This is a genomic window from Bradyrhizobium sp. LCT2 (assembly GCF_009931255.1).
GTDB lineage: Bacteria > Pseudomonadota > Alphaproteobacteria > Rhizobiales > Xanthobacteraceae > Bradyrhizobium > Bradyrhizobium diazoefficiens.
In genome coordinates this window covers 5552923-5575886 of the sequence record NZ_CP034432.1, presented here as the reverse complement: position 1 = coordinate 5575886, position 22964 = coordinate 5552923, and the positions used below count along the sequence as shown (strand labels likewise).

Here is a 22964-nt window from a genome sequence, read left to right as displayed (position 1 = left end):
CGCGACGAGGTCGCGCAAGCGGTCGCTGCCAGCGCGAAAGCCGCAGCTCATATCCGCAGGGCGGAAAGCCGGGCCACGAGGAAGTCGATGGCTGCGCGGACCCGCCGAGGCATCGCGCCGGCTCCTCGCGTGGGCCAGACAATCTGGAGCGGGATGGGCGGCGGCTCGTGGCCGACGAGGATTTGCTCGACGATCCCCTGATCGATGAGCCTGCGGACCTGCCAGAGCGGAGCGAGCCCGATGCCAAAGCCGGACGCGACGGCCGCATTGCGTGCCGCGGCGCTTTCCGACCGAAAGCGACCATGGACTTCGATACGCTTCTTGTTGCCTCCGAATGCCCACCTGTCGTCATCGCTCGCTCGCAACACGCATTCATGACGGGATAATTCTTGCGGATGCTCGGGACGCCCGTGGGCGGCGAGATAGGCCGGCGAGGCGAACACCGCCCAGCTCAGTCCACCGATCCGGCGAGTCCGCAAATTCGAGTCTGGCAGGTTGCCGATGCGAACGGCAAAATCGAGCTTCTCGGCGACGAGATCGACACGCTCGTCGGAGAGGACGAGCTCGAGGTCGATCTCCGGATTCCGCGCCAGGAACTGGCTCAGGACGGGCGTGACAAATTCGGGGCCGAAAAGGCTCGAGGTGCCGATGCGGATGGTCCCGGCAAGCCGCCGGTCGCTGGCGAGCAGGTCCTCGCGCGCGGCGTCGATGGTCGTCAGTGCGAGGCGGATGCGGCCGGCGAATTCGAGGCCCGCGGGTGTGGGGTGCAGGCGCCGCGTCGTTCGCGATACGAGCTCCACGCCAAGATCGTCCTCGAGCCGCGCAAGCGAACGGCTCACCGACTGCAGCGATCTGCCGAGACGCGTTGCCGCGAACGTCAGGCTGCCTTCGTCAATGACGGCGAGGAACGTCGCATAATCCGCAAGCGAGGCCAGCGCTATTCTCCCGAAAAGTGAGATAATATGTCCGCATCTGCGGCTATTATCATCACAAGTGTCATGTGTTGGGAATGGGCTCCCGATCACCTGGAGCTTCCCATGACGAAGCCTGATGCCTGCGTGGCAAACGTCCCCCTCGCGGCCCTGACGCCGCTCTATGGTGCCCCGATCACCCTTGATGAGGCGGCGCTGGTGGCCGATGCGGCGCGTGCCGAGGCGCAACGTCATGGCTGGCCCATGGTCATCGCCATTACCGACAGCGGCGGTCATCTCGTGCTGTTGTACCGTCTCGACCAGGCGCAGCACGGCAGCGTGCTCGTCGCGCAGCAGAAGGCGAAGACCGCCGTCGATTTCAGGCGGCCGACCGGCGCGTTCGAATCCGCGCTGGCGGACGGCGGCCTTCACTGGCGGCTGCTGGGCATGACCAACCTGACGCCTCTGGAGGGCGGCCTTCCGATCCTGCGCGACGGCAGGGTGATCGGAGCGATCGGCGTATCGGGCATGCAGTCAACCCAGGATGCGCAAGTCGCCGCGGCAGGTCTTGCGGCCGCGTCCCCGATTTCACCAGTGTCGTCAAGCGCCACGGCGACATGACGAACCATGAGGAGATGGGCCTGGTGCAGAGGGTCGGGCTCCACAAGCCCTGATCTATGAGCCCTAAACCTTGGGGCATATTGCGGGAATTTGGCGACCAGGAGCACACGCCGGCGAAAGGCGAAAATCCGGTCTTCGGCGGCTATGAGGTCGGGATCGGCTTCTCCGGGACCTGCACGGCGGGTAGCGGCGAGCTCGAAGGCATCGCGCTCGCCGGCAAGCGCAGCCTGCGCCTTGCCGCCTTGCTCAAGCTGATGCGAAGGGCCGCATGTACCTCGCGAAGCGCGTCATAAAAACGTGCGAATTTGCAAAGACGCCAAGATGTGACTGACTGTCACATGGAAGAAGCGCTCGCGGCACTGCGATGATTTGAAAGCAGTGCGTCAACTGCTGCCCACTGCCGATTGACGCGCAGGATTGCGAGACGAGCGGCTATTCCTGTGCACGAAAGCTCAAGGAAAGGCCTGGTATGGTCATGAGCATCGACTCTGCTGAAAGTTCCGATGCGGAAGTATTCTTCGGTCGCTTCCAACTGGACAAGCGTCGTCGGCAACTCCTGAAGGATGGAGTTGAAGTTCGGATCGGCTCGCGCGGTTTCGACATACTGATTGCGCTGACCGAGCGCGCCGGCGAACTCGTCAGCAAACGCGACCTCCTATTCTCCGTGTGGCGTGACGTCGTCGTCGACGAGGCCGTCTTGAGAGTGCACGTGGCCTCCCTTCGCCGGGCCTTGGGCGAAGGTCAGGATGGCGCGCGCTACATCGTCACTGTTTCCGGTCGGGGCTATAGTTTTGTGGCTCCGATCGAGCGCAAACGTAGCAATGGGCTTGCATCTTCTGGATACGTTCCGCCCCCCAGGCATGGACGCCAATTCCCGTCGATTCCCAGATTGTTCGTTGGACGGGACGAAGTCGTCGACGACCTCTGTGCGCTCATCGTGAAGCAGCGTTTTGTCAGCGTCGTTGGAGCTGGCGGTATCGGCAAGACTACCGTGGCCGGGGCTATCATTCGCCGGCTACATGCCGAATTTGGCGATGAAGGCGCCGTTTTTGTCGATTTGGGCGCTGTTGACGAACCTGGCCTAGTCGCTGGGGCGGTTCTCTCCGCGGTCGGCTGCCCGCTCGGAGGAGCCGAGCCCCTTGCGGAACTTCTGGGGTTCGTTGCCGATAAGCGAATTCTAATCGTGCTGGACAGTTGCGAACATCTTCTCGATGCGGCCTCGCATTTGGCCAGCCAACTGTTTCAGTGTACTTCCGGCGTTTGTCTGCTTGTCACGTCGAGGGAAGCATTGAACGTCGAGGGCGAGATTGTGCACCTTCTCAGCCCTCTTGCTTGCCCAATCGACGACGTTCCGAGCGCCGCGGATGCGATGGCGACCCCGGCGGTGAGGCTGTTTATGGATAGAGCCTCATCCGCTGGTTTTGAGGGGGCGCTGAACGACGCTGATGCGCCGGTCGTTTCCGAAATATGTCGCCGTACCGATGGCATCGCGCTGGCGATCGAACTGGTCGCCAGCCGAGTGGGGACCTATGGCCTTCGGGGTGTTGCGGGTCTGCTGGCCAGCGATATGGAGCTGTCACTGACAGGCCAGCGAAACGCTGTCCCACGACACCGCACGCTTCAAGCGATGCTCGATTGGAGCTTCAGGTTGCTTGCCGAAAGCGAACAGCGAGTTCTTTCCCATCTTTCCATATTTGTCGGTCTGTTCACGATTGAGGCTGCCTGCTCCGTTGCCGGAAGTGGGGAGCGAAAAAGCGCCGAAGTCGAGATCGCGATTGCGAGGTTGGTGGACAAATCGCTCGTCTGGGTTCATCTGGTCGGTGAAACCGTGTTCTATCGTTTACCCGATGTGACGCGCACGTATGCTGCGGCCAAGCTCGTGGAAATCGGGCAGGCTGAACCGGTTTCCCTGCGCCACGCGCTCTATTTCGGTGCTTTCTTCAAGGCAATCGCGCTCGAGCAGGGGGCTTACGCTGACATCGGACGTTATTCGCCTCACATCGGAAACGTGCGGAAGGCACTCGAGTGGAGCTTCTCAAAAGAGGATCGCTCGATCGGCATCGAGCTTGCCGCAGATTCCGCCCCTTTGTTTCTCGGTCTGTGGTTGCTGGTCGAGTGCCGGCGTTGGTCGGGGTTGGCACTGAAAGCGATTGCGAATTTCGGCCGACTCTCGCATCGAGAGGCACGCTTGCAGGAGGCATACGCAGTCTCGTCACTGCATACCTTGGGTAATACGACCGAAGTTCAGGCCGCCATACGGCGCGGGCTGGCACTTCACGAGGCGAGCGAAGAAGCATTGCCACAGCTGCGACTGCTGGCCGGACTCAACCTTTTCCTCACAAGGCTCGGCGACTTTGAAGGAGCATTGGCTGCAGCGACGAGATGCAGAACTGTAGCCGAGCTAAGCGGTTCATTGAGCGACAGAATTATTGCCGAATGGATGCTGGCGGCGGCTTGCCACCTCGCTGGCGATCAAGTCGCCGCGGTGGCGCATTGCAAGTGCGGTTTCGAGCTGGAGACGTCAATTGGTCGGCTCGACATCAATCTGTTTGGATATGATCACCGTCTGCGCGCCGAGATCGCACTGGCACGTTCTCTTTGGTTGCTGGGCTCCCGCAAGCAAGCTCGCAAGCAGGCGCTTGAGGCGATGAACGAGGCAGCTCGGTTGGCTCCGGCGGCGAACTATTGCATGGCGGTGGTCCACTCCGTCCCGGTGCTGCGTTGGAGCGGGAACACCGGTGACGTTGCCGACCATGTCGATCGTGCAATCTCACTGGCTGAGAAGCATTCTCTCCGAGGTCATGCAGCAGCCGCTCAGGCTCTGAGGGGAGAGTGGCTTTTCATGAGCGGGAGGCCCGCCGACGGCGTCGAGGCGCTGCGCCAGGCGCTGAGAGGGCTCCACCGTGAGCAACTTCACATGGTCATACCGGCGGCATCCCGCGCGCTCGCCGATGGACTTGCTCGAAGCGGAAGGTACGACGAGGCACGCGAGACCATTCAATCGGCAATTCTATTTGCGGAGCGGATGCGCCAGACGTTCTGGATGCCGGAATTGCTACGCACGCAGGCGCAAATCATCCTGACGAGCCCAAATCCCGACCGCAAGGCAGCAGAGCTGGCGCTTCGGCGATCGATGGATAGTGCAAGAAGCCAACGAGCATCAGGGTGGGAGCTGAAGGCCGCTGTTCCGCTGGCGCGGTCGATGAAGAATCGAGGCCGAGGAGCTGATGCGCACGCGCTGCTTCAACGGGTCTTCGAGGCACGTCCAGAAGTATCGAGGTCGACTGCCCGTCCCTTGCATTGAGCGCTTCGGGTGCAAGATGTCGATCTGGCCAGTCTCCAGGTGACCCGGCAGACGTCGGAATTTTTCATTTTCTAACAGCTTCTAACGCGCGCCGCGCTTCGGAGCGGCGGTAGCGTCAATCTCCCGGATTGGGGTTATCAGGAGAGCGTGATGAAGCAGCGAGGGAGAATTGCGTTGGTCACGGGCGGAAGCCGAGGCCTCGGGCGAAACACGGTGCTTAATCTCGCACGGCGAGGCGTCGATGTCATGTTCACCTACCACTCGGCCGTCGCCGAGGCCGAAATGGTCACGCGAGAGGTCGAGCAAATGGGGCGCAGAGCCAAGGCCTTGCAACTCGACGTCGGACGAACGAGTACATTCGAGACCTTCGTCTCGCAAGTTCGAGAGGCACTGGGCGAAATTGGAGCGATCCGTTTCGACTATCTCGTCAACAATGCCGGTATTTCCCACCATAATTCACTTGAGAAGACGACCGAAGCAGAGCTCGACGACATATACCGGGTGAACTTCAAAGGCGTCTTCTTTCTCACCCAAAAATTGCTTCCATTGATGAATGACGGTGGCCGGATCGTGAACCTCTCGAGCGGGCTCGCACGGATCATCATTCCCGGAAGCGGTCCCTACGGCGCACTGAAGGCCGCGATCGACGTGTTGACCCGCTACCAGGCAAAGGAATTCGCCTCTCGCGGGATTGCCGTCAACGCGGTGGCTCCGGGTGCGGTACAGACAGATTTCAGCGGAGGGATGGTCCGGGACAATCCGGAGCTTAACAAGCAGGTTGCCGGGATGACGGCCCTTGGCCGGGCTGGCGTTCCCGATGACATCGGCCCGATGATCGCATCGTTGCTGTCTGACGATAATCGCTGGGTCAATGCGCAGCGGATTGAGGTTTCGGGGGGCATGGCGATTTAGCCTGCCAGGAGGCGCAGACGGCCGCTCCGACCGGCTCCTGCTGCGGTCCAGCCCTGCCATGCAATATTTACCCGCTGGCAACCGGTGCCTCCGGGCCCCGCCGGGCTTCCCCTGGGAGCCCGCATGGCCTATGACGCTGCAACGCAAAATTCCCCCCAAAAAGACCTCATGATCCGCCTCGACAACGTCAGCAAGCAAGCCGGCCACCAGATCCTGTTCATTGAAGCCTCCGCCGCCCTCAACAAGGGCGAGAAGATCGGCCTCGTCGGGCCGAACGGCGCCGGCAAGACCACCCTGTTCCGGATGATCGCCGGTGAGGAACTGCCCGACGAAGGGCAGGTCTCGACCGATCGCGGCATCACCATCGGCTATTTCAACCAGGACGTCGGCGAGATGTCCGGCCGCAGCGCCGTGGCCGAGGTGATGAACGGCGCCGGTCCCGTCAGCGAGGTCGCAGCCGAGTTGCGCCAGCTCGAGGCTGACATGGCCGACCCTGACAAGGCCGACCAGATGGACGAGATCATCGCGCGCTATGGCGAGGTGCAGCACGCCTTCGAGGAGCTCGACGGCTATGCGCTCGACGGCCGGGCGCGCGAGGCGCTGTCCGGCCTCGGCTTCAGCCAGGAGATGATGGACGGCGATGTCGGCAAGCTCTCGGGCGGCTGGAAGATGCGCGTGGCGCTCGCCCGCATCCTCTTGATGCGCCCCGACGTCATGCTGCTGGACGAGCCGAGCAACCATCTCGATCTGGAAAGCCTGATCTGGCTGGAGAAATTCCTGCACGATTATGAAGGCACGCTGCTGATGACCTCGCATGACCGCGAGTTCATCAACCGTGTGATCTCCAAGGTGATCGAGATCGATTCCGGCTCGCTCACGACCTATACCGGCGACTACGAGTTCTACGAGCAGCAGCGCGCGCTGAACGAGAAGCAGCAGCAGGCGCAGTTCGAGCGCCAGCAGGCGATGCTCGCCAAGGAGATCAAGTTCATCGAGCGCTTCAAGGCGCGTGCCTCGCATGCCGCGCAGGTGCAGAGCCGGGTGAAGAAGCTCGACAAGATCGAGCGGGTCGAGCCGCCGCGCCGCCGCCAGAGCATCGCGTTCGATTTTCCGCCGGCACCGCGCTCGGGCGAGGACGTCGTGGCGCTCAAGAGCGTCCACAAGGGCTATGGCAGCAAGCGCATCTATGACGGCCTCGATTTCATGATCCGCCGCAGGGAACGCTGGTGCGTGATGGGCGTCAACGGCGCCGGCAAGTCGACGCTGCTCAAGCTCGTCGCGGGTGCGAGCGAGCCGGATCAGGGTACGGTGGCGGTCGGCGGCAGCGTCAAGATGGGCTATTTCGCCCAGCACGCGATGGACCTGCTCGACGGCGAGCGCACCGTATTCCAGTCGCTGGAGGACGCGTTTCCGACCGCGGGGCAGGGCTCGTTGCGCGCGCTCGCCGGCTGCTTCGGCTTCTCCGGCGACGACGTCGAGAAGCGCTGCCGCGTGCTCTCGGGCGGCGAGAAGGCGCGCCTCGTGATGGCCAAGATGCTGTTCGATCCGCCGAACTTCCTGGTGCTGGACGAGCCGACCAACCATCTCGACCTCGCCACCAAGGAGATGCTGATCACGGCGCTGTCGGATTTCGAGGGTACCATGCTGTTCGTCTCGCACGACCGGCATTTTCTGGCGACGCTGTCGAACCGCGTGCTCGAGCTGACGCCCGAGGGCATCCACCAGTTCGGCGGCGGCTACACCGAATATGTCGCGCGGACCGGGCAGGAAGCGCCGGGGTTGCGGTCGTAGCGGCGGCCTGTAGCCCGGATGGAGCGTAGCGCTCCGGGATCAAAACGCTGTTGGCGCTCGTCTTGCGTTCTATGTCAGGTTTCGCCGAAGCCACTCCAGGCGCTCTTGCTCTTCTTCAGGGGGGCGGCGCTGGACGAGGACGAACCCCACAAGTCGATCGGCTTGGTCCAACCAAAAGGTGCCGTACCACTCGGCGGTGGCGAACGCCGTGAGGGTAAGGATCTCCGTCGGATGCAATTTCTCTAGAGCGGACAGCAGCGAATGAAAGCCGTATGTGACAATGCCGGCCTCTGTCGCGCTCACTTGCCTAATCCTGCAAATTCGCAAGGACTCGTCTGCCTGCCCGAAGCTAGCTTCTTCTCCAGACGGAACGATTCTGGTCAGGTCCGACCGCTTTAGGAAGCCAAGAGCCGCCTCGGCGTCTTCGCTCGCCGGTAGCGAACCGATCACCCGAGCTAGCAATTCGACTGGGACAGCCACAGCATCTCTCCGAGGGGCACCGTGCTATGCTAACATTGGTGTGGAGTTTGCCAAGAAGCGACATGCCGTTCGGCTCGCACAACGATGTACCGGGGGGCTGAGCTAGCATTCCGATACATGCCTTGACGCGTCGATGCCTCGCGCTACGCTCCCTTAAAAAAGGAGCGAAACAACCATGAAGCAACTGCGGATCGGCGACATCACCATCGACGCGGTGATCGAGCGGGAAGGGCCGTGGCGGCGGCCGCAGGATTTCTTCCCGGCCTATGACAAGGGCGTGTTTGCCCGCCATCTGCCGACGATGGAGCCGGAGGTGTTCGACGCCGCGCGCGGCATGATGGTCATCACCTATCAGACGTTCGTCGTGCGCACGCCGCGCTACACAATCCTGGTGGATACCTGTACCGGCGAGGACAAGGGGCATCCGCCGCCGTTCGACTTTCCCGGCAAGGAGCGCTGGCGCAACGAACTGTTCGCGCTCGGCATCTCCTTCGACCAGATCGACTACGTCTTCTGCACGCACCTTCACATCGATCACACCGGCTGGAATACGACCTTGCGTGACGGCCGCTGGGTGCCGACGTTCCCGAATGCGAAATACGTCTTCCACAAGGGTGAGTATGCGGCCTGGGAGGCCGAGAACGCCAAGGGCAGCAACCCGCCCGGCACCGTCTTCCGCGACAATTGCCTGCCGATCGTCGAGGCCGGGCAGGCGCTGCTGGTGGACGATGACTACGCGCTCGATGACACCGTGACGCTGACGCCGACGCCGGGGCATTCGCCCTGCCATTGCTGCGTCAACATCTTCTCGAAGGGCCAGCGCGCGGTGGTCGCGGGCGATCTCATGCATCACCAGATCCAGTGCCGTGAGCCGGACTGGTCGGCGATGCCGGATTGGGATGCGAAACAGTCGGCGGTCTCGCGGCGAAAGTTCTTCGCCTCCGTCGCTGACACCGACACGCTGATCCTGCCGATTCATTTTCCGGCGCCGACGGTCGGGCTGATCAAGCCGCTGGACGGGGCGTTCGACTATCGGTTCAAGCGGGAGTGATGACGGCGAAACCCGTAAGCGCTTAGGCAGGTCTCGTGTCCCGGACGCGGTGCGGCGCGCAGTGACGCTCCGCTGAGCCGGGACCCATCTCTCGGAATGCACGTGGAAGCGTGGGCCCCGGCTCTGTAGCGCATCGATGAAGAAGCGCTGCGCTGCGTCCGGGGCACGAGAGTGGCGCAGCCCGCGTTACGCGCTGACTTCGCACTTCTTCATAAAGCTGTTCTTGGCAGCACCGGCCAGCGGCTTGCCGTCGGCGCTGACGGCCTTGGGCGTGCAGGCGTCGGCCTTGCACTTCTTCAGGAACGAGGTCTTGGCCGCTCCCGCCAAGGGCTTGCCGTCCTTGCCGACGGCCTTGCTCTCGCAGGTGTCCTCCGCGAAGGCCGAGCCTGCTGCAAAGGTGGCGACGATCGCAACCAGGAAAATACGCTTCAGCATGGGTGTCTCCCTAAACCAGAAATGGTGCGGAGATTGGAGCCGGGAATCGTGGCGCAATCAAGCAGGATCGGCGCGTGCCGGGCGCGGGCGCTGATATTTTCGCAGCGCGTGATGAATGCATTTCGCCTTGACGCGCGCGGATCCGGGCCGGCCTTCGGATTCGCGCCCGCCGCTTGCTGCACTGCGCGCTGACCGCGCGGCCGAGACCTGTTAGGCTGATCCCATTTCCAGCAGGAACGGAGCGTTGCCATGGACGCCGTGACGAGCCCGCAGACCGCCGACCAGCATTCTCATCTGGTTCAACCCTCGACAATGGTATGGCAGAAGACGCGCTTTCCCGGCTGCGAGGCCAAGACCTTGCTGTTCGATCGCGGCACGGGCCTGATGACGGCGTTGATGCGCTTCGCGCCGGGATCGGTGCTGCCCGATCACGAGCATGTCGGCATCGAGCAGAGCTACGTCATTGAAGGCGCTCTCGTCGACAAGGAGGGCCCAGCCAAGGGCATCGCCTGCAAGGCCGGCGAATTCATCTGGCGCGAGGCGGGCAGCCGCCACGCTGCCTGGTGTCCGGACGGGGCCTTGATCCTTGCGATCTTCCAGGTGCCGAACAAGTTTTTTGAAGCCGACGGCCGCGTCGTCGATGCCGCCGGTCAGGATTGGGACGAAACGTGGGGGCACACGGCGGCGCAGCGGGCGCCGCGCATCTAGCCGGTCCTCATATGCCGCGCGCGAGCAGCGCCTTGAAGTCGGCGCGTGCACGCTGCGCCTCGGCCCGCGCGACGTCCGAGGCGTCGCCGAGACCAAAATAGCCGTGGATCAAGCCTGGGCCCTCATGGTGCTTGACGCGCACGCCGGCGGCCTCCAGCGCCCGTGCATAGGCGGCGCCCTCGTCGCGCAGGGGATCGAACCAGGCGGTGGCAACGATCGCGGGTGCGAGGCCGGCAAGCGAAGCCGCGCGCAGCGGCGAGACGCGCCAGTCGGCGCCGTGGCCGGGATCGGCGAGATAATGGCCGCAGAACCATTCCATCACGGCGCGGGAGAGGAAGTAGCCGTCGGCATTCTCCGTGCGCGAGGGAAAGCGCGCGTTCTCGCGCGCATCGGCATAGTGGCCTGCGACGTCGGTCACGGGATAGACCAGCAGCTGCGCGGCGAGCTTGATGCCGGCATCGCGGCAGGCAATCGCGGTGGCGGCCGCGAGATTGCCGCCGGCGCTGTCGCCGGCGACGCCGAGGCGCCTTGAGTCGCCGCCAAATTCCGCGACGCGGTTGAAGATGTCACGCGCCGCGGCAAAAGCATCCTCGAAGGCGCCGGGAAAGCGCGTCTCCGGCGGGCGACGATAGTCGACGGAGACGACGACCGCGCCGGTCTCGATCGCAAGGTTGCGTGCCTGCCGGTCATGGGTCTCGAGATCGCCCGCGACCCAGCCGCCGCCGTGGAAGAACACCACGGTCGGCGCGGGATCGGTGCCGATGCGGTAGAGGCGTGCATCGAGCGGGCCGGCACCGCCTTTCACCTTGATATCCTGCACCGTATCGACCGATGGCGGCGGCACGGCCGCACGCGCGGCAGCCAGTGCGCGCAAGGAATCACGGGCACTCTGTGGCGTCATCGTGGTCGGATCGCGAAGCGGCAGCAGCGGAATGATCTGGGCGATGACGGGATCGAGCGGTGCGGCCATTGCGGGTCCTTCCACGGTTCTTGGTCTTGCTTGCGGGTTAGCATAGATTTTTCGCGCCGCATCGGCAACTGCCGGACGGGTCTGCGCCAGGGAGGTTGAGGTTGGAATTCGAAACGTTGGTCCAGTCGCGCCGCAGCGTGCGCGGCTTCAAGAACAAGCCGGTGGCACGCACGGTGATCGAAGCGATCATCGAGAGCGCCAAGCGCGCGCCGTCGTCGATGAACACCCAGCCCTGGCACGTTCATGTGCTGACAGGCAGCCCGCTTGAAGAGCTGCGCCGCCGCAACATGGAAGAGATGGTCGGCGGCGCCAAGGTCAAGCGCGACATCATCAGCCATGGCGAGTACCAGGGCGTGCATCGCACCCGGCAGGTCGACATCGCCAAGAAGCTGTTCGGCGCGATGGGGATCGCACGCGACGACAAGCCGATGCGACAGGACTGGGTGCTGCGCGGCTTCCGCCAGTTCGACGCGCCGGTCTCGCTGGTCTTGACCTATGACCGCGTGCTCGATCCCGGCGCGGTCTGCCATTTCGATCTCGGCGCGCTCTGCTACGGCATCGTGCTCGCAGCCTGGGACCGCGGGCTCGGTTCGGTGATCAACGGGCAGGGCATCATGCGCTCCGACATCGTGCGCGAGGTTGCGAAGATTCCGGAGGACGAGGTGATCATGACCTGCGTCGCGATGGGACATCCCGACGACGGCTTTGCCGCGAACGCGGTGCGCTCGGATCGCGAGGCGAACAGCGACTTCGTCCGCTTCGTCGGATTCGCCGAGTAGTGCACGCAGGCGTGGATTTGTCGGCGATACGGAATCGTGCCGATGTCCGTTGCAATGTCGCCGGCGCGAGGGCGCCGCGCGGATTTGATCTGGATCAAATGCACCGATGCGATCGGTATCATGAGCCCGCGAAACGATGCGACGCCGTAATCCTACGGTGCGCATTCACAGCACAAACGCGCCTGCGCCGCGCGCTTCCTAACCGAATGGCAATTTCGAATCCGTAGTTCACTCCTTTGAGACGCGTCGCGCGTCGAACAAGGATATTGCCATGCTCTCGTTGTTTTCCCAGGCAAGTCACAAGCAGCCCGCGCCGTCGATCGTTGCGGAGGCACAGGAAGGGGCTCCGGCGGTTCGTGAGGCCTGCGCGATTCGGGTGCTGGAGAGCGACGACCGGCTGCAAAATATTTCCGAGGGCGACTTCGTCGTAGAGGGCGCGCGGTCGCCGCTGGTTCTCGCGTTCATCTCACCCCACTGCGACTTCGCGCGCGTTGCATCGTCGTTGCAGAGGCTGGCGGGGTCGACGCCGGTGATCGCGATGTCGACCGCGGGCGAGCTGTGCTCGGCGGGCCAGTCGCTCTACAAGCCGACGGGGTCGAACTGGTCGTCCGTCGTCGTGCAGGTTTTTCCGGCCGATCTGTTTCAGTCCGTCAGCATCCACAGCGTCCGCCTCCACAACGACGACATCCGCAAGGGAGAGCCGTCCAGGGCCCATGACGCGCGCATCGAAGCGATCACGCGCGAGGTCGCCGCGATCAGGACGCCCTTCGCGATCGACGTGCGCGATACGATCGCTTTCGCGCTCGTGGACGGCGTGTCGGCGTCGGAGAGCTACTTCATGGAGGCCGTGTACAGGAGCGGCAAGTTTCCGTGCGGTTTCGTCGGAGGATCCGCCGGCGGCAAGCTCGACTTCGAGCATACTCATCTCTACGACGGCAGGCAGGTGCTCGAGAACCATGCGCTGATCGTCTTCATGAAGCTGGCGCCGGGCCGCGCCTACGGTATCTTCAAGACGCAGAACTTCAAGAAGACCGGAAAATCCTTCGTCGTGATGGACGCCGATCCGGATCGTCGCACCGCTTCGGGCGTCATGGAAGGGAGCGAGATCAAGCCGTTCGCCTCCGTGGTGGCGAAGGCGCTGAACACGATTCCGGCGAACCTCATGTCGATGATGACGAAGCACTCCTTCGGCATCGAGGTCGGCGGAGACCTGTTCGTGCGCTCGGTCGCGGGCATCGATGCGGACAGCGGCGTCGTGTCGTTCTTCTGCGACGTCAATTCGGGCGACAGACTCGAGCTGCTGGAAGCCACCGATTTCGTGGACCAGACGCGGCGTGACCTCGAGGCCTTCCTGCGCGACAAGCCGCCGGCGATCGGCGCGATCCTCAACGACTGCATCCTGCGCCGCCTGAACAACGAGAGCCAGCTCCGCAACATGAGCGGCATGTGGCCGATGCCGGTCGCGGGTTTTTCCACCTTCGGGGAGCTGTTCGGGATCAACATCAATCAGACGCTGACCGCGATCGTGTTCTTCGACGTCAGGGAAAAGCCGCTGAACGATCCGTTCATCGAGACGTTCCCGATCCACTACGCGCATTTCGTCGAATATTTCACGCGCACCCATCTCAACCGCATGGTCATGCTGAACCGGATCAAGGACGACATCGTGCATCGTCTGACGGAATATCTCAGCGCCAGCGCCACGCTGAGCGGGAAGGTCGAGGGCGCGCTGCGCCAGACGGCTTCGATCAACGCGATCGTGGAGGAAATCCGCTCGGTCATCGTGGCGAGCGCACAATCGGCGGCGCGGGCGACCGACACGACGACATTGTCGCAGGAGTTCGCCGGCCTCACTCAGGCCATGAACGGGCTGCGGGACATCCTGAAGATCATCGACACGATCGCGGGCCAGACCAACCTGCTGGCGCTCAATGCGACCATCGAATCGGCGCGCGCGGCCGAAGCGGGACGGGGCTTCTCGGTGGTGGCGACCGAGGTGAAGAAGCTCGCGCAGGACACTAAAACCAGCCTCACGCGTACCCACGCCTCGATCGGAGGCATGGAAACATCGCTCGAGTCGCTCGGAGCCAATATCAACGACACCCGGGGCCAGCTGATCCAGACCCAGGAAGGCTACAACAGCATCGTGACGCAGATCGAGGAGATGTTCAAGAATCTTCAGATGATCAACACCGTGCTATCGGACCTCGAGAGCTTCGTGCGCGACCGCAACGGGGCGTTGACCAGCGCCATGAGCGACATCGAGACGCTCAAGCGGATTGGGTAGGGCACAGAGCCTGCCGCTTCGCAAATTTCGGTGACGACCGTTCAGATCGCACTTGCATTCTCTTCGCGCCAGCAGGAACAATGTGCCTCGTGAGAGGTTTGTTGCTGGCGCGAGGGAATAGGCATGCGGCGGCTGGCTAGCCTGATTCTAAGGTTCTTCGGCCCGCGAGTGCGGCGCCCGATCGATGATGATCAAAGTCTTCCTTTCTCAGCCGACGAGTTCGGCCGATTGATCCGCAGCGGCAAACGAGAAGACATGAAGCTGCTGGCCGAGGGCCTCGCCTGCCGCTCCATCCCCCGCCGCGCCAAATACCGGGCGACGCACTAGCGTTCGGCAGCAATTGTCGGCTGCAATTATCGCATGGAGGCGCTCGCCGGTTTTCCGGGCTATCGCGTCAGCGCGACCTGCTTGAACGAGGCGACCAGCGCCTTCTCCAGCTTTCCAGTCATCCCACAGAGAATATTGTAGGCTTCCACGCGCGGCATCGTCGGCTTGTAGTGGCGATGCTCGATCAGCGCTGCGAAGATGTCCGAGATCGTGAGGATCCGCACGATATCGCCGATGCTCTCGGCGCAGAGCGCATCCGGATACCCGCTGCCGTCGAGATATTCGTGATGATGACGCACGGCATCGAGGATTTCAGGCGAAATCCCCTCGTGCCCTTTCAGAAACGCATAGCCCGCGGTCGGATGCGTTTCGATCAGAGCGCGCTCCTCGGCGTCGAGGCGGCCCGGCTTGTCGAGGATGGCGAGCGGGATCTGAGCCTTGCCGATGTCGTGGAACATGGCGGCCGAGTAGAGGCGTTCCAGATCGGCCCTGCCGACGCCGAGGCTGAGGCCGAAGTCGATGGCGACGCCGGTCACGAGCAGGCAGTGCTGATAGGTGCCCTCGTGGTGGCGCCGCACCGTCGTGAGCCATTCCGACAGGCCGTGCTGGGTGATACGATCGGCAATCTGGCGACCGGCTTTCCTGGTGCCGGCGACATCAAGCGGCTCGCCGAGCGTGACGGCCGTGAACATCGACGCGATGGCGGTTGCCGCGGCTGCTGCCGCATTGTCCAGCTGCGTTGTGCCGCTTGAGGAAGCAGACACAGGCTCGGCCGGATCAGCCAGCGCTGCCAGCAGCTTGATCCTGTTGATCGCCCCGGGGAGAACGAGCGTGGCGCCGAGCGCGTAGGCTTGCGATACAGTTGTGTGAGAGGAGTGCTCGACTAGGAAGATCCGCTTCGTGGCCTTCGCCAGCTTGGCAGCCCGCTTCTTGATAGCCGCGATGCTTTCGATGTCACGCAACTCGGCGCGGACGACGATTGCGAAGGGAACTTGCGACAGCTTGGGCGCGGCGTCGAGCCGTTCGCCGGCGACGGCAAATTGCCGCTCGAGCATCGAGCAGACGCCCCACAATTTGTCGGAGGAATCGGCCAGAACATGCACGAACGGGCGTATCGCATCCGGCTCTCGAATGCCGCCGTCGCCTTTGACGGGGCGGGATATGGTTCGCGCGTTCTGCACGTTGCACCTGTTTCTACCGGGAGTTCAAAGAAATCGATGATCCCTGGGCCTATTTGCTTTGAACGGAAGTCTGCGCGGCGGCCGCCGGTGCGCTGGCCGGTTTTTTCTTGCCGTCTGAGGTGATGAAGTGCACGCCGGCCATGGTGCCGTCGATCCAGACCAGCTCGCAGCGACGGTAGGCTAGTCCCGTCGACGACAGCAGCATGAAGAATTCCTTGGCCTGAAGAACGTCCAGCGTGCCCTCGACCTCGAGCTTGGCGCCCGTTTGCGAGACGTCGAGCAGGACGCAACTGCGTCGCCAGGTGCCGTCCGAACCCATCAGGTTGACAGGCTGCTTGTGATCCATCCGTACGCGAAGCGCCTTGCGACCGTCGAACCTCATCGGCTAACCCCCATTTTTGTACAGCGATTTCTCCCATCGCTGGTGTTGGCACCTGCCGCGATTTCCCCCCACCGCACCGTCCATTGGCTGGTCGACAAGAGGAGCGTTTCGAAGATCTGCTGCGCGCGTTCGCGCTCGGCAAAGGAGAGACGTGCACCGCCTCGGTTGCTCAGGATCGCGAGCGTGGTCGCCCAGTTCAGGCGCGAAGCGCGGCAGGCCATGACAAGGGCCTCGCAGTCGTCATCGATCATGACATGCTCAACGATCTCGATCGGGGCTCCCGAGAGCACGGAGAGCGCCGTGAACAGGTTGGCGGTCTCGCCGCGGATCGCAAAGCGGTTCACTGTCGAATCGTTGAGCTTGCCGACCCGGTTGAGGGCGACGATTTCCGGCCTTGCGCTCGCATAGTCGGCCGAGCAAGGCCGCTTTGGAGCAATGAGGGCGGCCGCGACGCCCGGTGCGGCGCCCTGTCCCGGTGCGGCAAAGGCGCTGGGCTTGGCCAAGGCCTTGCCTGGCGAGATGGAGAGCAGCCTGCGCACGACCAGATCTGGTGTACCGGGCCGCAGCGCCAGCGCCTTCGTGATCGCGTCATCCGCCGAGCCATTCTCGACGAGTGCAGTATAGGCCGCGTCGGAGAACCGGGCTCCCGGGTTCCTTAGCAGCGCAAGGCAGACCGTGCGGCCGCCGCGTATGACCAGCGCCTCGGCTACAGCCGCTTCGACGCGCGCGCGAGACGCGATTGCAAGTCGATGGCTTTCGCCGCAGGACGTTGCGACCGTCTCGAGGTCAGCGGCGGACAGCGCCTGCGATTTGAGCAGGATCGGACATGCGACGGCGGAGTCCTCGTGCGAGGCGAGGTGCCTCAATGTCTCTTGCGGCGCAACAGGCAGCGCGGCGAGCGCTCGGCTGAGCTGAATCAGCGAATCCGGAGCGACCCGGTTTGCCAGTCGGAGGAGGACACCGTCGACGACGTTGACGAGCAGCTCCTGAGGCCGGTCGCGGCTGGTTGTGAGCAGATGGACAATGCCTGACAGGATACGCCCGCAGCGCTCGGGCGAGCAGGCCGCGATCGCCTCTTCCAACTCCAAAAGAATATCTGCAGGCGAATTTGCCATCACGGCAGGGCCTGAATCTCAAAAAAAACGAATGAACGAGTTCTATTGCGCCTTAAAGTTGTTAATTTGGATTTTAGACCTTGACCCTTCAGGTATCAGCGCACCGCCCGCTTTACCGGAAACGCTATCGAAATTTGGCAGGACGCCAACCGTCAACTTGTCCTTTGAATTGGACCCTCGCCAACTGATCGAGACAGACTAGGATGATTTTTTCGGTCTAACGGGGCAACCGAAAGGGGGGAATTCAGGTCCGCGCTTTCACTCCGGACACGCGTATTTTTCCTGACGCGGTTTTCATTTTGCCATGACCAGCGATGATGATGCGCCAACACTGGCGCCAAAGATATTTCGCTTTTCCGACGTCGATGAGTTTCGCAACGCGATCCGCGGTCTGAACTTCGAGTTCACACCGTTTGTGCGAAGGATCGCGGCTGAGCAGATCATCCTGCAATTGCCAGGCTGCGACGTGAACGTGACGCGCGCTTTTCCGCGGGTTGTGGACGCTGAACTCATCGCGGATTGCACGGCGGTTGGTTTTGCGATGGACGACCTCGACGTTCCCATTCGCTTCAACGGTGCGCAACGCGACCGCGCGGTCGTCGTCATCGGCAGCGGCGGCGCGGCCTACAACACCATCGAGGAAGTGCAGCGGCAAATCGCCTCGGTCGTCTTCCGACCAGAGGTCAAGAACCGCGGCTGGCCCGAGACGCGTTCCAATTTCAAGATCTTTGAGACCAGCACATTGGCGTTGAATGGGTTGCGGAACGTGGTCAGGGAGGTGGTGGCCGCCGCGTCCGAGCCCATCGATCCCACCGAGGCGCCGCTGAAGGCGGCGGCGATGAAGGAGTCCCTGTTCGGCGCGGTCGACGCCGTCTTCGCCAACTTGGTTTCGGCGCGATGGACGGTGAGGCCGAACGACGAGCGGCAGTTCAAGATCTTTCAGGACATCCGCGCGCTGTTGTCCGGCGATCTCGCCCAGCCCATCTACAGCGAGGAGATCGCGCGCGAGCTCGGCCTTTCCGTCCGCACCTTGCATGATGTCGTCCGCCGCTATCGCGGCATGAGCCTGCACCGTTACCTGCGCCTGCGGCGGCTGTGGTTGGTCCGCCAGCGGCTATTGGCGGGCGCCGATAGCGTCAAGGCCGTCGCGCTGGCCTTCGGCTTCTGGCATCTCAGCGATTTCTCCAGAAGCTATCGCGACCGGTTCGGCGAGGCGCCGTCGGAAACGCTGGAGCGCGGACGCAGGCGCTAGCACGACAAATGGGTTGGGGCCGGACTCCGGTTTTGTGCTAGCCTTCAGCCATGAGCAATCGCATCCTCGTCCTCTACGGTTCCTACCGTTCCGACCGCATGGGCATCCGCCTTGCGAATTTTGTCATCAATCGCCTGCGCGAGCGCGGCGAGGATGTCGAGTTCATCGACGCCAAGGCGATCGGCCTGCCGATGCTCGACCGCATGTACAAGGAATATCCCAAGGGCGCCGCGCCCGAGGCGCTGGAGAAGCTGGCCGGGCAGATCCGCGGCGCGGACGGTTTTGTCTTCGTCACCGGCGAATACAATTGGGGCATTCAGCCCGGATTGAAGAATCTGACCGACCATTTCCTCGAAGAGTGGTTCTGGCGTCCGGCCGCGATCGTCAGCTACTCCGCCGGCCGCCTGTCCGGCGCGCGCGCCTCGACCGCCTGGCACGGCACGCTGTCGGAAATGGGCATGGTGGTGGTGTCGAGCACCATCGGCGTCGGCCCGATCGCGCAGACGCTGTCGGCGGATTCCGAGCCGATCGGCGAGGTCGGCAAGGCGCTGGAGCGTTCGTTCCCGCGCTTTGCCGACGACCTCGCCTGGTGGATCGAGGCGGCCAAGGCGCAGCGGGCGCGCAAGGCGCCGCCTTATTGAGCTTGAGCGAGCGGCAGCGTCAGGCGGCCCTGACCTCGCCGAGGAAGCGGTCGAACTGTCCGGCGAGATCGCGCGACTGCGTCGAGAGCTGCTCGGCCGCGCCCAGCACTTCCCGTGCGGCAGCTCCCGTGTCGTCGGCGGCGCGCTGCACGCCTGAGATGTTGGTGTTCACTTCCTGAGTGCCGCGGGCGGCTTCCTGCACGCTGCGGGCGATCTCCTTGGTCGCCGAACCCTGTTCCTCGATCGCCGCGGCAATCGCGGTGCCGATCTGGTCGATCTCGGCGATGACGTCGGCGACGTTGCGGATCGCGGCCACGGTCTCGTCGCTCGCAGACTGGATCGCCGTGATCTGCTCGGAGATTTCGGTCGTGGCCTTGGCGGTCTGGCCGGCCAGCGACTTCACTTCGGATGCGACCACGGCAAAGCCGCGGCCGGCGTCGCCGGCGCGGGCGGCCTCGATGGTCGCGTTCAGCGCCAGCAGATTGGTCTGCTCGGCGATGCTCTGGATCAGGGTGACGACGTCGCCGATCTTCTGCGCGCCCTCGGCGAGCGCGCGTGCCGTGTCGCCGGTGCGGCGGGCGTTGTCGACGGCGCGGGCCGCGATCTCGGTGCTTTGTGCGACCTGACGGCCGATCTCGGAGATCGAGGAGGTCAACTCCTCGGTCGCGCTGGCGACCGTCTGGACGTTGCTGGAGGTCTGCTGCGAGGCGGCGGCGACGACCGCGGCCTGGCTGTTGGTCTGGGCCGCGGTCGAGGTCATCGACTGCGCCGTGCTTTCCATGGTGGAGGAGGCTTTCGAAAGCCCGCCGACGAGCTCGGTGACCTTGGCTTCGAACGCGCGGGCGAGCTCGTCCAGCGCCTGCGCGCGGCGCATCTTGCCGTCGTTCTCGGCCTGCTTCTCGGCGGCGAGCCGGTCGGCCCGGATCATGTTGTCCTTGAACACCTGCACGGCCGCGGCCATCGCCCCTATCTCGTCGGAGCGCTCGGCGCCGGGGATCTCCTCGGCAACGTTGCCTTCGGCAAGCCGCGACATCCGCGTGGTCAGGCCGACGATGGGCGCGCAGACGCGGCGGCGCACCGTCACGACGAGGCCGATGCTGGCGATCAGCACGGCGACAAGGCCGAGGAGCGCGACAGTGAAGCTGGTGCGTGCAGCCGAGGAGGCGCCCGCCAGGATCTGCTCCGCATTGTCATAAAGCGCGTCGCGGACCTCGATGATGGTGCCGAGGCCGCGCTGCGTCGCGGCGTAATAGGTGTCCATGTCGTGTTCGTACTTGCCGCTGATCGCACCGTCCTTCACCAGCTTGAGCTCGCGGCCGAACTCCTCGATATAGACCGCGTTGAACTTCTCCAGCGCAGCGGCGACGTTCGCCGGCGTTGCCGGATTGCCGCGCAATTCCAGCAGCGCCATCACGATCTGGTCGTTGCGGCCCTGCGAGCGGCTGATCTCGGCCTTCTCCGTGTCCGTCGCCGGTTTCTTGCCCCCGACGAGGTTCTTGTGCAGGCTGGAGTTGAAGCCGCCGACGTCGCGCAGCGTCATCGCGATGTTGGCGTAGCTCGCCTGCCGGTAGGCGTCGCCGTTGAGGATCGCCATACGGCGGACCTGCTCGTTGAGCAGCGCGGTCACGGCGCCGTTGAGCACGGCGTTGTCGGCGACGATCTTCTTGGCGGCGTCCTTGCGCGCCTCCGCCGGTCCCGCCAGCGCCTTGTCGATGGCCTCGCGCAGCGCGGTGAATTTCGAATTGATGCCGTCGATGTTGTTGCCGGTGGTGGCGCCGTCGTCGAACGGGCCGGGAAGGTCCTTGCGCAACGCGTTCATCCGGTCGCGGGCGCCGTCGGTCTGCTTGCGCAGCTTGTCCTGCTCGGCGAGCAGCGCCGGGTCCACCGTCGCCGGTCCATAGAGGATGTTGGTCGAAAAGCCGCGCTCGGGGTTGAGATAGCGCGGGATGTCGCCGACGGCGCGGACGATCGCGAGCCGCCCCTGTGCTTCGGTGATCCGCTCCATCGTGTGGTACTTCGTCACGGCGACGTAGACGGCGAGGCCGCCGCCGACGGTCGAGAGCGAGACGATGGCGGTGGTCAGGAGCGTTCCGATTTTCATGTTCTGTCCGGCAATTGGCGCGGGGAGAATTATTTTCCACGGACGATAGGTCGCCCGTGTTAATCTCGGGTTTACGCTGCTTGCCGCCGCGCGAGCTCAGCTGGACGGCTGATCGAGCTTCGACAGGATCTCCAGCGTCGCGCCGTCGCGCTCGCCGGCGAAATACCGGGCGAGCGCCTCACTGAAAATGGGATCGTCGGACACGGCGCCGAACAGCGTCATCGAGGAGCGGAATTTGGCGTCGTCGGGCGCGCCGAGGATCGCGTTGATGGTCCGCCCCTGAACGGCGAGCACGAGTCTGGTGCACGCGATCAGGCGCGGGCCAAGGACAGGGTGGGCGAGATAGGCCTCGGCCTCCGCGCGCGAGCCGATGGCGTAGCGCTGCGCCATGGCGCTGAAGCCGAGGCCGGCGACCTGCGGGAAAATGAACCACATCCAGTGGCTCTGCTTCCGGCCCCGGGACAGTTCCCCGGTCACGGTGGGATAGACCGGATTTTGGGCCTGGACGAACCGGTCTAGATCGAAAGGAGCGGTCATTGGATACCTTGGGGGTGCCTTGACGGCCGTGATTATGCCTAACTTTTGGCTCCCAATGTGGTAGCTGGTATAGAGAGTCTCCGGGTGGGGGTGGGTCTCCCCGGGGGTCGATTTGGGGATCTGATGGTTTCCGACACCGCAAGAGCCGAGAGGCTGTTGTCGCGCCGCCGTATCGGGCGGGCCGAGACGATTCTGCTGTCTCTGGCCGCTGTTGCGCTGTCGCTCGGTGCCGCCGCCTGGGTCGCCGATATGGGCGATTCGACCCCGCTGGTTTCCGCCGCGCTACCGCCGGCCAATGCCCCTTCCTTCGAGGACCGTTTTGCTTCGGCATCTGGCACCGCGCCCGCCCGCGAGCTCGGCCTGCGGACGCTGGAGCGCTCTGCCCTGAATGCGGTCCAGCTCAAGCTGCGCGATGCCAAGGCGATGCTGGCTCAGAAACTCCAGGGCGACGACTGGCGCTCGACCCTGACCGAAGATGACCGGACGGCGGTTGACGAGAGGCGGCCCTCGGAGCGTGCCGACGCGGTCCCGATGCCGCGTTCGCGGCCGGTGCAGGCGGACTTCTCGGCCCAGATCGCGTCCAGCCAGGCCTATGCCGACACCACCCCCAGGGTCGACAACCGCAACTTCTTCGAAAAATTCACCGACAAGATCAAGCTGGCCTCGCTGACCCCCGGCGATGGCCTGTTGAGCAAGGCGCCGGATCTCGCCGCCCTCGGCTATGATTCGCGCACGGCGGTCTACGACATCTCGGCCAAGGCGCTTTACCTGCCGAGCGGCCTCGCGCTGGAAGCGCATTCGGGCATGGGCGCGCTGATGGACGACCCCCAGCATGTGGACCAGCGCATGGTGGGCGCGACCCCGCCGGCGACCTACGATCTGAAGCCGCGCGAAAAGCTGTTCCACGGCATCCGCGCGCTGCGCTTGACGCCCGCCGAGGGCACCAGCGCGCTCGGCCGCGTCGGCCTTCTCACCCACAGCTACATGCTCGGGCCGCGCGGCGATTCCAACGGCTGCGTCTCGATCAAGGACTATGAGCGCTTCCTCAAGGCCTACGACAACGGCGAGTTCAACCGCCTGGTCGTGGTGCCGAGCCTGAGAGGATCGGCGACCGCCTCGCAGCGCGGCAGCACCGACTCCTGATATTTGCCTGCCGCGGCGGGGCTGCCGTTTCCCCTT

At 63.9% G+C, this 22964-nt stretch carries 21 protein-coding genes and 1 pseudogene; 13 read left to right on the top strand and 9 right to left on the bottom strand.

Translation table 11 applies throughout. The features are described 5' to 3' along the window. Positions 1 to 47: 47 nt before the first annotated feature. Positions 48 to 1166, bottom strand: coding sequence for a LysR family transcriptional regulator (locus tag EI171_RS26780; RefSeq protein ID WP_231166705.1), 1119 nt, complete (start codon positions 1164 to 1166; stop codon positions 48 to 50). Between EI171_RS26780 and EI171_RS26775 the strand changes: the two genes are divergently transcribed. The 5 genes and pseudogenes from EI171_RS26775 to EI171_RS26755 all read left to right on the top strand — a co-directional run bounded on the left by EI171_RS26775 (position 1131) and on the right by EI171_RS26755 (position 7539). Next, on the top strand, positions 1131 to 1532 hold the full coding sequence (locus EI171_RS26775; RefSeq protein WP_231166706.1) for a heme-binding protein: 402 nt from the start codon (positions 1131 to 1133) through the stop codon (positions 1530 to 1532). The genes EI171_RS26780 and EI171_RS26775 overlap by 36 nt on opposite strands. Positions 1533 to 1618: 86 nt before the next feature. Then, positions 1619 to 1825 (top strand): annotated as a pseudogene (locus tag EI171_RS26770) (hypothetical protein); the annotation flags it as partial. 176 nt (positions 1826 to 2001) lie between these two features. Then, complete coding sequence (locus tag EI171_RS26765; protein WP_161535129.1) at positions 2002 to 4836, top strand: winged helix-turn-helix domain-containing protein; 2835 nt, start codon at positions 2002 to 2004, stop codon at positions 4834 to 4836. A 150-nt stretch (positions 4837 to 4986) separates the two neighbouring features. Next, a complete protein-coding gene (locus EI171_RS26760; protein WP_161535128.1) occupies positions 4987 to 5748 on the top strand; it encodes an SDR family NAD(P)-dependent oxidoreductase in 762 nt (253 codons plus the stop codon). Between the two features lie 168 nt (positions 5749 to 5916). Further along, the gene (locus EI171_RS26755; protein WP_011086957.1) at positions 5917 to 7539 is read left to right on the top strand and encodes an ABC-F family ATP-binding cassette domain-containing protein; all 1623 of its coding nucleotides are present in this window, start codon (positions 5917 to 5919) and stop codon (positions 7537 to 7539) included. Positions 7540 to 7608: 69 nt separating this feature from the next. On the opposite strand, the gene EI171_RS26750 is transcribed toward EI171_RS26755, so the two are convergent. Continuing rightward, the gene (locus tag EI171_RS26750; protein ID WP_161535127.1) at positions 7609 to 7842 is read right to left on the bottom strand and encodes a hypothetical protein; all 234 of its coding nucleotides are present in this window, start codon (positions 7840 to 7842) and stop codon (positions 7609 to 7611) included. 352 nt (positions 7843 to 8194) lie between these two features. Here EI171_RS26750 and EI171_RS26745 point away from each other — a divergent pair, with 352 nt between their 5' ends. Continuing rightward, on the top strand, positions 8195 to 9070 hold the full coding sequence (locus EI171_RS26745) for an MBL fold metallo-hydrolase (RefSeq protein ID WP_161535126.1): 876 nt from the start codon (positions 8195 to 8197) through the stop codon (positions 9068 to 9070). Positions 9071 to 9256: 186 nt separating this feature from the next. Here the strand turns inward: EI171_RS26745 and EI171_RS26740 are convergent, their stop codons facing one another. After that, a complete protein-coding gene (locus EI171_RS26740) occupies positions 9257 to 9505 on the bottom strand; it encodes a hypothetical protein (RefSeq protein WP_161535125.1) in 249 nt (82 codons plus the stop codon). Positions 9506 to 9754: 249 nt separating this feature from the next. On the opposite strand from EI171_RS26740, the gene EI171_RS26735 reads away from it, so the two are divergent. Continuing rightward, positions 9755 to 10213, top strand: coding sequence for a cupin domain-containing protein (locus EI171_RS26735; protein WP_161535124.1), 459 nt, complete (start codon positions 9755 to 9757; stop codon positions 10211 to 10213). A 7-nt stretch (positions 10214 to 10220) separates the two neighbouring features. On the opposite strand, the gene EI171_RS26730 is transcribed toward EI171_RS26735, so the two are convergent. After that, positions 10221 to 11183, bottom strand: coding sequence for an alpha/beta hydrolase (locus EI171_RS26730; RefSeq protein WP_161535123.1), 963 nt, complete (start codon positions 11181 to 11183; stop codon positions 10221 to 10223). Between the two features lie 101 nt (positions 11184 to 11284). On the opposite strand from EI171_RS26730, the gene EI171_RS26725 reads away from it, so the two are divergent. From EI171_RS26725 to EI171_RS26715, 3 genes are all read left to right on the top strand, one after another. Then, positions 11285 to 11962, top strand: a complete 678-nt coding sequence (locus tag EI171_RS26725; RefSeq protein ID WP_161535122.1) for a nitroreductase — start codon at positions 11285 to 11287, stop codon at positions 11960 to 11962. Positions 11963 to 12233: 271 nt separating this feature from the next. Beyond that, positions 12234 to 14249, top strand: coding sequence for an FIST N-terminal domain-containing protein (locus EI171_RS26720; RefSeq protein WP_161535121.1), 2016 nt, complete (start codon positions 12234 to 12236; stop codon positions 14247 to 14249). Positions 14250 to 14372: 123 nt separating this feature from the next. Then, the gene (locus EI171_RS26715) at positions 14373 to 14576 is read left to right on the top strand and encodes a hypothetical protein (RefSeq protein ID WP_161535120.1); all 204 of its coding nucleotides are present in this window, start codon (positions 14373 to 14375) and stop codon (positions 14574 to 14576) included. A gap of 59 nt (positions 14577 to 14635) precedes the next feature. Here the strand turns inward: EI171_RS26715 and EI171_RS26710 are convergent, their stop codons facing one another. Genes EI171_RS26710 through EI171_RS26700 form a run of 3 tightly spaced genes read right to left on the bottom strand, consistent with a single transcriptional unit; the run spans position 14636 to position 17257 of the window. After that, entirely contained in the window at positions 14636 to 15757 is a 1122-nt protein-coding gene (locus EI171_RS26710) for an HD-GYP domain-containing protein (RefSeq protein ID WP_161535119.1), read from the bottom strand. Between the two features lie 49 nt (positions 15758 to 15806). Further along, the gene (locus EI171_RS26705; RefSeq protein ID WP_028171164.1) at positions 15807 to 16139 is read right to left on the bottom strand and encodes a PilZ domain-containing protein; all 333 of its coding nucleotides are present in this window, start codon (positions 16137 to 16139) and stop codon (positions 15807 to 15809) included. After that, the gene (locus tag EI171_RS26700; RefSeq protein ID WP_161535118.1) at positions 16136 to 17257 is read right to left on the bottom strand and encodes a DUF2336 domain-containing protein; all 1122 of its coding nucleotides are present in this window, start codon (positions 17255 to 17257) and stop codon (positions 16136 to 16138) included. The genes EI171_RS26705 and EI171_RS26700 overlap by 4 nt, the downstream gene beginning before the upstream one ends. A 301-nt stretch (positions 17258 to 17558) precedes the next feature. Here EI171_RS26700 and EI171_RS26695 point away from each other — a divergent pair, with 301 nt between their 5' ends. Then, on the top strand, positions 17559 to 18506 hold the full coding sequence (locus tag EI171_RS26695) for a helix-turn-helix domain-containing protein (RefSeq protein WP_060911788.1): 948 nt from the start codon (positions 17559 to 17561) through the stop codon (positions 18504 to 18506). A 50-nt stretch (positions 18507 to 18556) separates the two neighbouring features. Beyond that, positions 18557 to 19147, top strand: a complete 591-nt coding sequence (locus tag EI171_RS26690; RefSeq protein WP_161535117.1) for an NADPH-dependent FMN reductase — start codon at positions 18557 to 18559, stop codon at positions 19145 to 19147. A gap of 19 nt (positions 19148 to 19166) precedes the next feature. Here EI171_RS26690 and EI171_RS26685 read toward each other — a convergent pair whose 3' ends face one another. Further along, entirely contained in the window at positions 19167 to 21248 is a 2082-nt protein-coding gene (locus EI171_RS26685) for a methyl-accepting chemotaxis protein (protein ID WP_161535116.1), read from the bottom strand. Positions 21249 to 21344: 96 nt separating this feature from the next. Then, the gene (locus EI171_RS26680) at positions 21345 to 21785 is read right to left on the bottom strand and encodes a DUF1810 domain-containing protein (protein WP_161535115.1); all 441 of its coding nucleotides are present in this window, start codon (positions 21783 to 21785) and stop codon (positions 21345 to 21347) included. A 192-nt stretch (positions 21786 to 21977) separates the two neighbouring features. Here EI171_RS26680 and EI171_RS26675 point away from each other — a divergent pair, with 192 nt between their 5' ends. Then, the gene (locus EI171_RS26675; protein ID WP_161537080.1) at positions 21978 to 22928 is read left to right on the top strand and encodes a DUF2778 domain-containing protein; all 951 of its coding nucleotides are present in this window, start codon (positions 21978 to 21980) and stop codon (positions 22926 to 22928) included. Positions 22929 to 22964 lie beyond the last annotated feature (36 nt).